We start from the raw sequence: 14,652 nt of genomic DNA on the forward strand, positions 1-14,652 counted from the left end.
AACTTTGATACCATGTAGTTCGGCCGACTACCCTCATACAGCAAAAAGCACCGCGCGCTGGAAGCTGCACACGGTGCGAAAAACAATGCTGATGTTGCAGAGTAGGAGAAAATTCTATTCCGCTCTGATTAAGCTTGTTTGGTTTTAAGACGAATGACGTTCCAGGACGCTTTGTTCAGTACAGCTTGCACTTTACCTTGATCTACGGTTGTGTGCCCGCCGTTGTGAGGAAGAACGTTGCGTGGGTTTTCCTTGGTATTGGTTGCTTTTAAGTCGTTGTTCTCCAATACGATATGCTCCACAAATGTGGTTTCTCCGAAGGAACGCAGATCCACATTCAGTTCCAATTTCTCATCCAGATGTCTGTTCACCGCAAAGATCGTGATCGTGCCATTCTCTTCATCATGCACACTGATTGCTTCGAGATAAGGAACATCTGTAAAGTCTTTGGAATCATATTTAGGTGAAGTAGTGATGGAACGCAACACTGTACCACGACCGAAGTTGGATGCGTGCATGAACGGGAAATATGTCGTCTGGAACCAGATCGCTCCGTTATTTTCCGTCATGATTGGTGCAATGGTGTTAATCAACTGAGCAAGACAAGCCATTTTTACACGGTCTGCGTGCTTGAGAATGGTAATCAGGTAACAACCCACGGCTAATGCATCTTCATGCGTGTATACATCTTCAAATTCAGGAGGAGCAATCTGCCAGCGTTCTTCCATACGACTTGTGCCAATGGATTTCCAGACATTCCATTCATCCAGGGACAGCATCAATTTCTTTTTACTGCGTTTTTTGGCTTGTACAAAATCACAGATCGAAGCCACACTATCAATAAATTGATCCAAATCCAGCGATGTTGCCAGGAAGTCATACGTGTTGTCTTTGTTGTTATTGTAATACTGATGCAGGGACAAGTAGTCTACATTTTCATAGGTGAGATCGAGTACAGTTGCTTCCCAATCTGCAAATGTCTTCATGTCACGGCTGGAGCTGCCACATGCAACGAGTTCAATCTCTGGATCAACCCATTTCATCGCTTTTGCTGTTTCGTTCGCAATACGACCGTATTCATATGCAGTCATTGCACCAATCTGCCAAGGGCCGTCCATTTCGTTGCCAAGACACCAGGTTTTGAATTTATGCGGGTCCTTGTAACCGTGAGAGATACGCAGATCACTCCAGTATGTGCCGGATGGGTGGTTGCAGTATTCAATCAGGTTTCTGGCCGCATCAATACCGCGTGTACCCAGATTTACAGCCATCATCACTTCGGTTCCAACCAGTTTGGCCCAATCTGCAAATTCATTCGTACCTACCGCATTCGTTTCAATCGTCCACCATGCGAGTTCAAGTCTGCGTTTGCGCTCGGCTACCGGGCCCACACCATCTTCCCAGTTGTAACCGGATACGAAATTGCCACCTGGGTAACGAACGATAGGTACATTCAGCGCTTTGATCGCTTCAATAGCATCCTGACGGAAACCTTGAGCATTCGCAGTAGGGTGACCTGGATCATAAATACCGCCGTACACGGCCCGTCCTAGATGTTCTATAAATGAACCATAGACACGTGGATCTACTTCAGCAATCTGAAAGTCTTTATCGATAAGCATTTTGGATGTAAGCAATGGGAAAACCTCCATAGAATTAATTTTAGGTGCGTCATGGACTTTATTTCACGTTGAATTCGCATAAAAGCAAAATCAACTCATTGATTTGTTATCTAATGTGTATCATAATGCTATTATATTGAGCAAGTTCATTTTACAGGGTTCGCTAAAAAACGAATCCTAAATCACTAAATATAATGGATTTTATAGAGATATGGGAGTGAAGTTCATGATGCTTGGCACGGATGCCGCGTCCTTAATCATTTACGAGGCCCTCGCAAGCGAGGCCCGTCTAAATATCGTTCGCTTATTATTGCAGAACAGAGAAATGCACATTAATGCGCTGGCCAAAGAACTGTATCTGAGCAAAGCCATCGTGAGTACTCATGTGAGCAAGCTGCAAAAAGCCGGGATTGTAGGCAGTCGCATGAAGCGGGAGAATGGTGGCACATATAAGTACTGCTTTATTCTGCAAGAATTCATGACGATCAATCTCTCTCCTGAACCCGTTGATGCTCCGTATCATGAAATATCTATTCCAGTTGGTCACTACACGGATTACGAAGCCTGGCCCACCTGTGGAATTGCAACAACAACACAAATGATTGGGCAATATGATACGCCGGCGTGCTTTATGGACCCGGATCGGGTTAATGCGGGTATACTCTGGTTGGCACGCGGGTTCTTGGAATATAAAGTCCCTAATTATCTGAATACAGAACAGCATCTCCAAGAGATTGAGATTTCACTCGAACTCAGTTCGGAAGCACCTCAAGTTAATGAAAACTGGCCTTCCGACATCCGTTTCTCGCTTAATGGAAAACACCTGGGAACATGGACAAGCCCCGGGGACTTTGGGGATCGGAAAGGCAAGCATACACCGCTGTGGTGGAAATTGGACGTTAACCAGTATGGTGTTCTGAAGGTACTTCGTATTAACAGAGAAGGAACGTTTATGGATGGCCAGCGTATCTCGGATGTGTGTATCCACGATCTGCAACTCGATTCATCGACCTACTGGACGTTTGCATTAAGGCCGGAAGAAGGGGTGCCCGGGCGTGGTGGTCTGACACTTTTCGGGAAAGGGTTCGGTAACTACGATCAGGACATTTTGATTCGATACTATTACGAGGATGCAAGGGAATCTACGCCTATTGATGTATAAAATTCCTTCTTTTATGTCAATTTAATAAGACAAAGCACACATAGACGAATTGCATGTAAATTCCATAGTATTGGTATTGACAACGATTACATGGGTGGTATAAGATACAGCTAAATAAGGAGTGTCACTGATTCGATCAGGCACCACCACAGTCTGGATTTCACAAGTTTGTTTGACTTGTGCTCTGGACCATGGTGGTGCTTTTTGCATATTGGGGGTGAGAACATCATGAGGTTCAAAAAATCGTTAAACAACAACATCGCTCTGGCAGAAGATGCCGAAGGCTACGAAGTCATTGTGATCGGGACCGGAGTTGGGTTCAAAAAAGTGAAAGGACAATGGATTGAACGGGAGCAGATTCAAAAAACATTTCGAATCGGCTCAGATGACAAATACCAGCGATTGGAGCAATTTTTTAATGATATCCCGCTGCAAGTCATTAACGTCACCGATCAAATCATTGAGCATGGCCGGAACCAAATCGGTAAAAAGTTGAATGATTCCATTCTGCTCACCCTAGCTGATCACATTCACTTTGCGCTGGATCGCTTCAAGAGCGGTGTGGACGTGCAGAATCCGCTTCACTGGGATATCCGTCATCTGTATCCTGTGGAATACCGTATCGGAGCCTATGCCGTCGAGCTAATTAACGAAGCTTTTGAGGTAAGTTTGCCGTCAACAGAGGCAAGCTCCATCGCTCTTCATTTTGTGAATTCGCAGTTTGATTCCGGCAGTATGAATCAAACGATCAAGATAACCCAGATGATTAATGACATATTAGATATCATGACGGATCATTTTGGAATGACACTGGATCAGGAAACCACTGATTTTTCCCGTTTCGTTACCCATCTCCGATATTTCATCGTTCGACAATTGAACAGGGAAGTGCTTTCCTTCAAGGATCAGCAGTTTCTGTATGACGTATTGTCGGAGCGATATCCATCCAGCTTCCAGTGCGCACTTAAGATAAAGGAAGAGATGGAGCAGCAGCGCGGATTCGCAATTACTCCCGATGAGATGGTATACCTCATGATTCACATCGAGAGAGTGACATCCCGTTCCGACACGGGTTGATCTCAATACAACCAGCTTGGAGCTATACCACATGATTATGAATATGGAGTGTTACTGATTCGATCAGGCACCACCAAATGTTTCCGACTCCGCTATCTACGGCGAGCCGGGTTGGCATTTGGTTTTTTTTCGCCCAAAAAAGGAGGAAGCAGCATGAATCATCGGGAGTTGTCGAAAGAAATCTTTCACTTAACAGGAGGGCAAGGGAACATAACGCAAGCCTGGCATTGCATCACACGGCTACGATTCAATGTTCGTGATGAAGACAAGGTTCAGCTTGAGCAGATCAGAGCATTGGACGGTGTGCTCGGAGCCCAATTTCAGAGTGACCAGTTTCAAGTCGTCATCGGAAATAAGGTCGCGGCCGTGTATGAAGAGATTGAGGTTCAACTGAAACCGGATGGCAAGCCGCAACCCGAAGCAGGTGCTCCACGTTCCAAAGGCATTAATGCTGTATTGGATACCATCTCGGGTATCTTCACTCCCATCCTTCCTGCCATCATAGGTACAGGTATGCTGAAGGGTATTCTGGCTTTGCTGGTTACACTCGGAGCAATCCAGGAGACAAGTGGAGAGTATCAGATTCTGTCATCTATAGGGAATGCAGCCTTTTACTTTTTACCTTTTCTGCTTGCTGTCTCGTCTGCTCGAAAGTTCAAAGTCAATGAATATATTGCCTTGACCCTCGCGGGTACATTATTGTATCCAACCATCCTGAATGCATATTTGGCAAATCAGCTGGAGCCGATACGTTTTCTCTCACTGCCCGTGTCCATTGTGAATTATACCCAGTCTGTCATTCCAATCATTTTGGGTGTGTGGCTTCTGAGTTATGTTCATCGCTGGGTGGATCGATTCATTCCTGGCCCAGTCAAGGTGATCTTCACCTCGATGATTGTATTAGTCATCACGGTTCCCATTCTGCTCATTGCCATTGGGCCACTCGGGAACTACATCGGTATCTATCTAGAAATGGGTACCTCCTGGCTTTTTGCTCATTCAGGTCCGTTAACGGGAATTGTTCTTGGTGGATTAATGCCATTGATCGTCATGACAGGCATGCACTATGCGTTTTTCCCGGGTACGTTGCAGAATTTGAGCAAACTTGGATATGACGTGCTTTTGTTGCCGATCAACCTTGTGACCAATATGAGTCAGGCGGGTGCCGTGGCGGCCGTGTTTCTCAAAACAAAAGACAAGTCCATGAAGTCCATAGCCTTATCTAGCGGCATCTCTGCCTTGCTCGGCATCACCGAGCCAGCATTGTACGGGGTAACACTGAAGTTGAAAAAACCATTCTATGCTTCACTGATCGGTGGGGCCGCTGGCGGCGGGTTTATTACTGCAGTTGGTTTGAAGTGCTTTGGCTTTGCCGTGCCGGGACTGCTGGCCCTTCCGTTATATATTGGCCCAGGCGGAGGCATGTCTAACTTCTGGTATGCTCTGATCGGTATCGGCATCAGCTTTACCGTTTCATTCATACTGACTTTACTGCTCAAGTGGGATGAGCCGAACACACATAGTAATGTGGTATCCGGTTCATCTCAGCATCTATCCCAGCCGCATCAAGCCACCACCACTGTTGTGACTGATGAAGAGGCAAGAGCTGTAACCGTACATTCAATTGAGGAAAAGAAAGGCGAAGTATTCAGCCCGCTCACTGGTGAAGTCGTGCCGCTTGCATCTCTACCGGACAAAACCTTTGCTGAGGAGATGACCGGAAAAGGTATTGCCATTCTTCCGCAAGAAGGACGCGTGACAGCCCCATTTGACGGGATCGTCACCATGGTTGCCAAAAGCAAACATGCGATCATGTTAACGTCGACGAGCGGGATTGAAATTCTTATTCACGTTGGATTGAACAGTGTGTCGCTCAAAGGGAAATTTTTTGACGTGAAGGTTACTACAGGACAAGAAGTGAAGAAGGGTGATCTGCTGTTGGCGTTCGACCTGGATGGCATCCGGGATGCTGGGGTTAATCCGGTCACACCGGTCATCGTAACCAATACACCAGATTACCTTGATGTGGTACCGGTTCAGGTGAAGGGGGTGATTCCGATGAATGAATTGCTTCTCCTCACTGTTCGCTAACAGCTGTATGAAGGCGTACTTTTTTTAAAAGGACTTACGAGCAATATAAAACAACTTTGTACTCACCCAAAAAAGGAGAGAAACCACATGACAAAAACAATTAAACACTCATTTCCTAAAGGATTCTTATGGGGAGGAGCTACCGCGGCCAATCAGCTCGAAGGGGCCTATGACGCAGATGGCAAAGGACTTTCTACTTCAGATATGGCGCCTTATATCCCTCATGAAGAGCGTAACGGGAAAGATTTCACTTTCGACGTGGATTCGGTTCAGCTAGAACAATATCTAAGTGGTAACTCAGGCGTCTATTTCCCCAAACGGAATGGCGTAGATTTCTATCATCGCTATCAAGAAGACATCGCACTGTTTGCAGAGATGGGATTCAAGGTATTCCGACTTTCCATCGCGTGGACACGCATCTTCCCGACAGGAGAGGAGGAAGCTCCTAATGAAGCTGGTCTGGCATTCTATGACAACGTACTGGACGAACTGCTGAAATACGGGATTGAACCGCTCGTAACGATCTCACACTACGAAATGCCCGTAGAATTAACCCGTAAATACAACGGTTGGGAAAGCCGTGAGATGATCGATCTGTATCTGAAATTTGCCAACACGCTGTTTGACCGTTACAAAGATAAAGTGAAATACTGGATTACCTTCAATGAAATGAATATGATGCTGACAAGTCTGTACACTGGCGGCGGCATTCTGGAAGATAAAATTAAAGGGACACCGGAGCAGGTAGCCTATCAGGCAACTCACCATCAATTTGTAGCAAGCTCACTGGCTGTCAAAAGTGGTAAAGAGAAGATGCCAAATGCTCAGATTGGCTGCATGATCTGTCGTCTGGAAACGTATGCTGCCTCTAGTAAACCGGAAGATGTGTTGCAGACGATGAAGGAAGATCAGATGAACCTGTTCTACCCAGAGGTGCAGGTAAGAGGCGAATATCCATCCTATATGCAAAGATATTTTGAGGAAAACGGCATTGAACTGGTTAAAGCTCCTGACGACGATGCCATTATTCGGGACAATACCGTGGACTTTATTGCTTTCAGTTATTACATGACGTATATCGGAAAATATGACCCGAATGACAACAGCAACTCGGGTATGCTGGTAAGTCAGATCAAAAACCCTCATCTGAAAGCTACCGAATGGGGATGGCCTATCGATCCAATTGGTCTTCGCGTCGCGCTGAACCGATTGTATGATCGTTACCGGATGCCGCTCTTCATCGTTGAGAACGGCCTGGGTGCTACCGACACACTGAAAGAGGATGGAACAGTGCATGACCCTTATCGCATCAATTACTTGCGCAGCCACATTGAGCAGATGAAAGAAGCTGTCGCTGACGGTGTAGAATTGATGGGATTCACGAGCTGGGGACCTATAGATATCATTAGCTGTTCAACCTCAGAGATGGGTAAACGTTACGGATTTATCTACGTGGATCAGGACAATGCAGGACACGGTTCATTGGAAAGGACCCGCAAGGATTCCTTCTACTGGTACAAACAAGTTATTGAAACGAACGGAGAAACCCTGTAATCATAAAAATTCTTACACGCCGCCCACATGGGCGGTCTTTATTTTGCACTAGTAAAATTAGGAATAATTATGTAGAATTGCGATATTAAAACAAAAGGAGTGAATTCAATGTCTAACAAGGTGATTGTGCTTTAGGTTCACAAAAGGATATTTGCGTTACAGAGATTCCTTTTGTGAACATTGCAGTACGGGAAACCGTCCCAACAATGTTTACTGGAGGAGATCATTATTAAATTTAACGAGGTTGTTAACATTAGCAATACACATGTACTGTCGGTGGTAACCGAGTTGTTTCATCTGGAGGGGTACAATATTCAGCTTATTCCTCCTCATGAGGGAGGGCGGAATGTCGTATACACCTGTGAGCAAGAGGGATGTGAATCGCTAATTCTACGAGTGTCTTTTTTGCCTGACAGAAAGCGTGAAGATTACATTGCCGAACTGGAGTATGTACGGTATTTATTTGATCATGGAGCCAGTGTTTCGAATGTAATGAATTCCAAGAATGGCCATCTGCTGGAAGAGATCACTTATGCTGAGCATAAGTTCTTTGTAAGCCTGTTTAATAAGGCAAAGGGGAAGTTGCTGGTAGAGAACCATTATCAGTATCGTGAAGGGGCACCACTTACGGAATACTACTATAATAGCGGTAAAGTCCTGGGCAAAATGCATCAGCTATCCAAAAGCTATGTACCCGTTTATCGCAGGCATCATTTTGTGGACAAATATAACAAGGAGCATATCGAAAGGTTGGTCCCTGAATCATTCTCTCTGCTCAGAAACAAAATGGTGGGACTTCTCCAAGCGGTAAAAGAATTGAGTTCGACTCAGGAGACGTTTGGCATGATCCATTTTGATTATAATGACGGGAATTATTCGATTGATTTTGATACGGGACAAATCACGGTATATGACTTCGACAATTCCTGTTTGGGCTGGTACATGTTTGACCTCGCAAGTCTGTGGATGAACGGAGTCGGTTGGGTTCAATTTGAAGCTGATGCAGACAAACGTAAACAGTTCATGGATGAGTATTTCCAAACCGCGCTCTCTGGATACACATCGGAAACCCAAATCTCTGCTGTCATGCTGGAGAAGCTGCCTTTATTTATTCAAGTCAGCCTTCTGGAGAATATTTTGGATCATTTTGAGGTGGCGCAACGCGAAGGTGAAGAACCAGAAGAAGATGACGAGGTTCTGTTATATCTCATTAAATGTCTGGAAGAGGATATACCATTTAATGGTTTTTTCCATGATATCTATTCGAGTGAAGCACCTTTTGAATATGAGGAGCGCTGAAGGATCTAGATCCTAATTAAACCATGAATAACCAATGATTCTAATGATTTACCAAGGTATAGAGGCAGCCGGATTGACAGGTTGCCTCTTTTTTTGTCTACATTTGCTACTCGAATTTGGAAGGAGGCACATTGTAGAATTTTTTGAATGCTTTGGAGAACGTAAAGGGGTCGGGATAGCCCAGAAATGCGGCAATTTGCTGGATCGTATATTTTTTCTCGTACAGATAATCTCTGGCCCGATTCATTTTGATTTGATTAATGTACTGCCCCGGTGTGATACCGAGAATTTTTTTGAACAAAGAAATAAAATATTTCTCAGAGACGCCAGCAATAACAGCAAGTTCATTCACTCGAATGGCACGATGCAGATTCGCATCCACGTATGGGAATACGTTCTGTAGAACTTCCAGACTTGCTTCAATTTTCCTCGGTTTTCGGTCTTTCAAAAATTCACCGTGATAGAAGCCTTGCCCATGTAATTCGAAAATTTTGGCGATCACGAGAAGAAGAGCGGCTTTCATGTAAAGTGGACTTCCGGTAGCGCCACTACTCTGCTTAAACCTTCGGTAGGAAGAGGTGAACAGCGTTGATTCCTCCTGAATCAGGTTACCAGGTACGATGCCAGGGAGCTGGAACTCGCCAAGAATCCTTTTTTGATCAGCGATGCTGAAATCAAAGTGTATGTATATGAACCGGCAAAGCTCTCCTGTCGTGGAAGCAGTGTAGGGCATATCCGGATAAAAAAACACGACGTCCCCCGTGGCCGCCATATGCTCGACTCCAGCGATGGTAATCTTGACAGAACCTGATGTAATGAACCACAGATCGTAATCGGAATGTGACTTATGTTCAATCCAATGACTGTCATGCGTTTGTTCCAGATAAGAGCTCATGCGAAGCGTGACATACTCCGAAAGCTCGTCGATTATACTCATATTTACAGTTCCCGATTGCATCGAATTCAGCCGAATCCTCTCTACTTTATGACATCTTTCATTTTCCCCTATCATATCAAAGGAATTACCCTTTGTTAACTATCGTACGATTTGACATCTTTTGAAAACTATCACACATTCCGATTCCATCCCACTCCCCTATAATGAACTTATATCGTTACAAGGAGGGGTACTTAATGAATGATATAAGCACACAGCATCCGAAAGTAGTCGTTATTGGGGCAGGAAGCCTGTTTTTTGGTCGTCAGTCCATCTGGCAGATGGTTCACTCCCCCTATTTGAATCAGGGCACGCTGGCTTTGGTCGATACAGACGAGGAACGGCTCTCGAAAATGGTAACTCTGGCGGAGATGGTCGCTAGGCAGAACAACGTATCTTTAAAGATTGAGGGCTCGGTCGATCGTAAACAGGTACTTCCAGGAGCTGACTTCGTTGTACTCAGCTTTGCGGAGCAATCGGTGAAATATCGTGGCATCGACTGCCAGGTCTCTCTAAAATATGGGATTCGCATGTGTTCTGGTGATACGATCGGCCCGGGTGGGATCTTTCGCGCGATGCGAGAATTGCCGGTGATTATGGAATGTGCCAAGGATATTGAGGAACTGTGTCCAGAGGCCTGGGTGATCAACTATATTAACCCGTCAACCGTTCATGGCATCGCATTACATCGCTATGCACCGAAGCTTAAGTCGTTTGCGCTGTGTGATAGTCATCATATGCCGCATAAAAAAGCCTATTACGCGGTAAGAGCTGGCATCATTGAAGAGAAGAGTCAGTTCACCACAGAAATTGACCGAAAATTCGATTTTCGGATCGCTGGAGTCAATCATTTCACTTGGCTGCTCAAAGCCGAGTATGAAGGAAACAATGTGATGCCCACGATCGCTGAAGCCATGCGCAAGATGGCAGGTGAAGAGAACAACGGCGGTGATCGGGGAGCCAAAGCTCTTTTTAACGATGCCATTACCTACGAACTGTATAATATTTTCGGAATCATTCCTACTTGCACGGCACATACGAAGGAATACGTTCGATATTGGCAAGGGCTTGGCAAGACAACGGACACGATTCCACCGTTATCAATCTGGGAGACAGAGGACAGGTATCAGCGGCATGATGAGATGTGGCAGCAGGTGGATGACTTCCTTGCAGGTACTATACCGATTGCCGACTATATGAACACATTTGGCCCGGATCATGCGACCGATATCATTGAAAATATGGTGGGAAATTTGGGCAAGAAGTTCTTTGTCAATACACTCAATCAAGGTGCGGTAACCAATATGAATGCAGATTCCTTCCTGGAACTACTATGCGATGTAGATATGAATGGTGTGAGACCACTCCATGTAGGCGAGATGCCGCGTGGGATCAGAGGGATGCAAGAAATTGTACTGGATACGCATGAGCTTACGGTGGAAGCTGTGCTAGAACAGAGCTATGAGAAGTTGCGAAGAGCGATGCTCACTGACCCGCTCGTGAGTTCCATCCATGACGCGGACCAGATCATCCGTGAATTGTTGGAACTGGAGCGTCAGATGATTCCAGACGTTTGGTACAAGGATAGACTACAGTTCAACTAGGAACAGATATCGATAGAAGACCACGTCGTTTCCTTCAAAAGGATTAACGTGGTCTTTGTTTTTTATCATTACCATATGTCATTTAGGAAGATATTCTATTGCACTTTAAACAAGCCAGCATGGTCTTCATAGTACGAAGTAATAAAATCACGAAATTCTCCAACAGAAGGGGATAACCATTTTTGTTTGACCCAGGAGAGGCTAATTGGATATATCGCTGAATCATCAGCAATTTCTACATAGCTTAACCCGAGTGTTCTACATACGGAGATAGGAAGTAATGCAACACCCTGATCAAGTCTGATAATTTCGAGCAGGGTATGAGAATCGACCTCAAATGCAAGGTTGGGAAGGAAGCCTGCTTTCTCACAGAGGGTGGTTGTAAACCGGCTATATTCCTTATTATCTGCAAGCGAAATAAAGGGCTCATCTGCAACAACACTCAATGAGATGCTTGTCTCTCCGACGTATGCATGATTTGTTGGCACAACCAGAACAATATCCTCCTCGACAAGCACAACACTCTCAATTTCCTCATCCTGAATCGGATGCCCCGTAATGCCCAGATTCAACTCACCTTTCTTCAAACCTGTAATAATCTCAGCGCGCGTTCCAATGCCTTGATGGAGCTTGGTATCAGGAGAAGCGTTGATGTAGTCACTTATGAGACCGGTGAGGAAGCGGGTATTCGTAATGGAGATCCTGATCGTATTGGATATATGATGTTCCTCCGCTTTAATCTCCATCTCTGCATTTTCAATTTCAATAAAAATTCGGTTTACGTGTTTCAATAAGATTGCACCTGAGGCATTTAATTGAATGTTTCGTCCTCTCCTGTGAAATAAAGGCGTACCCAGTTCATCTTCAAGTCGTTTAATCGTCAAGCTTAGGGAAGGTTGAGCAATATTCAATTGTGCAGCTGCCTTGGAGATGTGTTCAGTATAGGCAACGGTCTGAAAGTATTTGAGCTGAAGCAATTCCATTTGTCTGCACCTCTTATTTATTTTGATAAATATATATAGTACTTATTATGTATTATATTAAATTTAAATATTGATGTAGAATTTTTTTATGAGATACAGTTCAAATTTTAAATAACAAAACTTAATTAATGTATGAGGCAGGTGTCTTTGATGAAAATCGATGTGAATAACATAGCTAAAAATCTGAATACACCCCTAACGGCTCCGGCATATCCAATGCCACCGTACAAATTCGTGAATCGTGAATACTTGAACATTATTTATCGAACTGATGAAAAAGCGTTGCGGGCAGCCGTGCCCGAGCCTTTGGAAATTACTGAACCTTTGGTTAAATTCGAAGTGATGTGGATGCCCGATGTATCTGGACTGGGCGCCTACACGGAAGCTGGACAAGTTATCCCTGTGCAATTCAATGGGGAGGAGGGCGATTATGTGCATTCGATGTATGTAGACAATTTCCCCGCGATTGCAAGTGGTCGAGAACTCACCGCCTATCCGAAAAAGCTGGGCGCACCGAAGTTGTATACCGATTCAGATACACTTGTCGGCACACTTGATTATGGAACGCTGCGTGTAGCCACGGCAACGATGGGATATAAACATGTAGAGATGGATAAAGAACTCGCCAAACATGAGATATGCCGACCTAACTTTATGATTAAGATTGCGACAGACTATACCGGGCATTTAAGAGTATGTGATCTGATCCGAACTCAGATTACAGACATCGAAGTAAAAGAGGCTTGGACAGGACCTGCGCGGCTTCAACTGTTCGAACATGCATTGGCACCTCTGGCAGATCTGCCTGTGTTGGAAGTTGTGTCCGCTTCTCATATCCTTACCAACTTAACCTTGAACGCTGCACAACCTGTATACAACTACCTGGAAGAGAAATAAGGAGGAAAAATAAAATGAGAATTGCAATTGTAGGAGCAGGATCATTGGGAACCATCGTAGGTGCATACCTGGCGGATGGCGGAATGGACGTTGAGTTAATTGATGCATACCAGGAGCATGTTGAAGCTTTAAATCAGACGGGTGCTAAAGTGACGGGTACTACGGAGTTTCAGGCAAAAGTAAAAGCTATTACGCCTGATCAGAAATCGGGACAATATGACCTCATTTTACTTTTGACCAAACAACTCTATAACGATTCCATTCTTCAGGAATTACTTCCATTCTTGAAAGAAGACAGCATGGTGTGTTCGTTGCAGAACGGGATTCCGGAAGAAAAAGTCGCTTCTATTGTTGGTGAAAAACGCGTCATCGCAGGCTCTGTTGAGTTTGGCGCTACGTTTATTGAACCAGGTGTATCCAGTCTCACAACGGAGTACACGCAATTTAAGCAGTATGCTTTTCAAATTGGTGAATTGTATGGTGACATCACTGAACGAATTCAACAAGTGAAATCGGTGTTGGACCTTGTGGGCGGAACACATATTTCCGATAACCTGGTTGGAACCAAATGGTCCAAATTGCTGATCAACAATGCATTCAGTGGGTTGTCAGCTGCATTGAATGGGGAATATGGGGACATTATTGATCATGAAGCCGGCATTGTGAGTGCAGCTCATATTGCAGACGAGACGATTAAAGTTGCTCGTGCTAATGGGGTCACATTGGTTAAAATGAATGGATTCGACATCGCTTCACTCGAACTGAACAGCGAAGATGATATCCCTGAACGAGTGAAAACATTACGTTACGTGATGGAGCCATCCAGACTGCTCAAAGCAAGCATGCTTCAAGATCTGGAGAAGAACCGCAAAACGGAAATTGATTATATTAACGGGGTAGTTTCAAGTAAAGCAGAAGGCACCGGAATTGCGACACCTTATAATGATTTGGTTGTAAAGCTGGTCAAATCTGCTGAAGAAACACAAACCGTTCCTGATTTTGACACGAATATAAAAGCTTTTGAAGAATTATTAAGCACACATAAATAAAATTTATTTATTTACAGGTTCATTAGCACAAAATCACATTAAGCAGGGATGTCCTCCGTCATATTTATGACTTGTGAGACATCCTGTTTGTTGTATTGGCTGTTGTATTAATAAATCTAGTCGGAATTTCAGGATTCTCCAACCAAACTCTGATGTGGAGCGTAATCGATATGGATCCGAGGTATGATATGAATAATCAGTTGTTATACAAATTAGGTTGAGCTAATGCCGAGAGGTGATTACGACAAAAAACAGCATGCTGTATAAGGGATTAATAACCGTTGGATAATAATGACATTGACAACTGCAGGTTTTTCCAAAATAATAGAATGTAATTGAATACTGGTACCTTTAATTCAGTCCAGAGAGGCTGGCAA

At 44.4% G+C, this 14,652-nt stretch carries 11 protein-coding genes; 8 read left to right on the forward strand and 3 right to left on the reverse strand.

What is annotated here, in order from left to right; genetic code table 11:
* Positions 1-128: 128 nt before the first annotated feature.
* Positions 129-1,622 carry an arabinosylfuranosidase ArfA gene (arfA, locus tag NLBNIHML_RS02055; RefSeq protein WP_339243079.1) on the reverse strand — a complete coding sequence of 498 codons (1,494 nt, stop codon included), beginning with the start codon at positions 1,620-1,622 and terminating at the stop codon, positions 129-131.
* Positions 1,623-1,848: 226 nt separating this feature from the next.
* On the opposite strand from arfA, the gene NLBNIHML_RS02060 reads away from it, so the two are divergent.
* The 5 genes from NLBNIHML_RS02060 (at position 1,849) to NLBNIHML_RS02080 (ending at position 8,805) form a co-directional block, all read left to right on the forward strand.
* Positions 1,849-2,784 carry an ArsR/SmtB family transcription factor gene (locus NLBNIHML_RS02060; protein ID WP_472478134.1) on the forward strand — a complete coding sequence of 312 codons (936 nt, stop codon included), beginning with the start codon at positions 1,849-1,851 and terminating at the stop codon, positions 2,782-2,784.
* Between the two features lie 228 nt (positions 2,785-3,012).
* Positions 3,013-3,861, forward strand: a complete 849-nt coding sequence (gene licT / locus NLBNIHML_RS02065) for a BglG family transcription antiterminator LicT (protein WP_339242765.1) — start codon at positions 3,013-3,015, stop codon at positions 3,859-3,861.
* Between the two features lie 153 nt (positions 3,862-4,014).
* Entirely contained in the window at positions 4,015-5,952 is a 1,938-nt protein-coding gene (locus NLBNIHML_RS02070; protein ID WP_494353636.1) for a beta-glucoside-specific PTS transporter subunit IIABC, read from the forward strand.
* An 87-nt stretch (positions 5,953-6,039) separates the two neighbouring features.
* Positions 6,040-7,506 (forward strand): glycoside hydrolase family 1 protein, encoded by a 1,467-nt coding sequence (locus tag NLBNIHML_RS02075; RefSeq protein WP_494353637.1) that lies wholly within the window; start codon positions 6,040-6,042, stop codon positions 7,504-7,506.
* 276 nt (positions 7,507-7,782) lie between these two features.
* Positions 7,783-8,805 carry a phosphotransferase enzyme family protein gene (locus NLBNIHML_RS02080; RefSeq protein ID WP_494354656.1) on the forward strand — a complete coding sequence of 341 codons (1,023 nt, stop codon included), beginning with the start codon at positions 7,783-7,785 and terminating at the stop codon, positions 8,803-8,805.
* A gap of 106 nt (positions 8,806-8,911) precedes the next feature.
* On the opposite strand, the gene NLBNIHML_RS02085 is transcribed toward NLBNIHML_RS02080, so the two are convergent.
* Positions 8,912-9,742: a helix-turn-helix transcriptional regulator gene (locus NLBNIHML_RS02085; protein ID WP_339242773.1), complete on the reverse strand. Its 831-nt coding sequence runs from the start codon at positions 9,740-9,742 to the stop codon at positions 8,912-8,914.
* 197 nt (positions 9,743-9,939) lie between these two features.
* On the opposite strand from NLBNIHML_RS02085, the gene NLBNIHML_RS02090 reads away from it, so the two are divergent.
* Entirely contained in the window at positions 9,940-11,346 is a 1,407-nt protein-coding gene (locus NLBNIHML_RS02090; RefSeq protein ID WP_494353638.1) for a family 4 glycosyl hydrolase, read from the forward strand.
* A 95-nt stretch (positions 11,347-11,441) separates the two neighbouring features.
* Here NLBNIHML_RS02090 and NLBNIHML_RS02095 read toward each other — a convergent pair whose 3' ends face one another.
* Positions 11,442-12,329 (reverse strand): LysR family transcriptional regulator, encoded by an 888-nt coding sequence (locus tag NLBNIHML_RS02095; RefSeq protein ID WP_342573215.1) that lies wholly within the window; start codon positions 12,327-12,329, stop codon positions 11,442-11,444.
* 150 nt (positions 12,330-12,479) lie between these two features.
* Between NLBNIHML_RS02095 and NLBNIHML_RS02100 the strand changes: the two genes are divergently transcribed.
* Both NLBNIHML_RS02100 and NLBNIHML_RS02105 read left to right on the forward strand, forming a co-directional pair.
* Positions 12,480-13,226 (forward strand): acetoacetate decarboxylase, encoded by a 747-nt coding sequence (locus tag NLBNIHML_RS02100; protein ID WP_494354657.1) that lies wholly within the window; start codon positions 12,480-12,482, stop codon positions 13,224-13,226.
* A 14-nt stretch (positions 13,227-13,240) separates the two neighbouring features.
* A complete protein-coding gene (locus NLBNIHML_RS02105; protein ID WP_494353639.1) occupies positions 13,241-14,275 on the forward strand; it encodes a ketopantoate reductase family protein in 1,035 nt (344 codons plus the stop codon).
* Positions 14,276-14,652: the final 377 nt, after the last annotated feature.

It is taken from the genome of Paenibacillus sp. JNU01 (genome assembly GCF_059130585.1).

What these genes read in the sequence shown, in the direction of transcription:
- NLBNIHML_RS02100 (WP_494354657.1), top strand. Translation starts at nt 12,480, where the DNA reads ATGAAAATCGATGTGAATAACATAGCTAAAAATCTGAATACACCCCTA.
- NLBNIHML_RS02090 (WP_494353638.1), top strand. Translation starts at nt 9,940, where the DNA reads ATGAATGATATAAGCACACAGCATCCGAAAGTAGTCGTTATTGGGGCA.
- NLBNIHML_RS02095 (WP_342573215.1), bottom strand. Translation starts at nt 12,329, where the DNA reads ATGGAATTGCTTCAGCTCAAATACTTTCAGACCGTTGCCTATACTGAA.
- NLBNIHML_RS02070 (WP_494353636.1), top strand. Translation starts at nt 4,015, where the DNA reads ATGAATCATCGGGAGTTGTCGAAAGAAATCTTTCACTTAACAGGAGGG.
- NLBNIHML_RS02085 (WP_339242773.1), bottom strand. Translation starts at nt 9,742, where the DNA reads ATGAGTATAATCGACGAGCTTTCGGAGTATGTCACGCTTCGCATGAGC.
- NLBNIHML_RS02060 (WP_472478134.1), top strand. Translation starts at nt 1,849, where the DNA reads ATGATGCTTGGCACGGATGCCGCGTCCTTAATCATTTACGAGGCCCTC.
- arfA (WP_339243079.1), bottom strand. Translation starts at nt 1,622, where the DNA reads ATGCTTATCGATAAAGACTTTCAGATTGCTGAAGTAGATCCACGTGTC.
- licT (WP_339242765.1), top strand. Translation starts at nt 3,013, where the DNA reads ATGAGGTTCAAAAAATCGTTAAACAACAACATCGCTCTGGCAGAAGAT.
- NLBNIHML_RS02075 (WP_494353637.1), top strand. Translation starts at nt 6,040, where the DNA reads ATGACAAAAACAATTAAACACTCATTTCCTAAAGGATTCTTATGGGGA.
- NLBNIHML_RS02105 (WP_494353639.1), top strand. Translation starts at nt 13,241, where the DNA reads ATGAGAATTGCAATTGTAGGAGCAGGATCATTGGGAACCATCGTAGGT.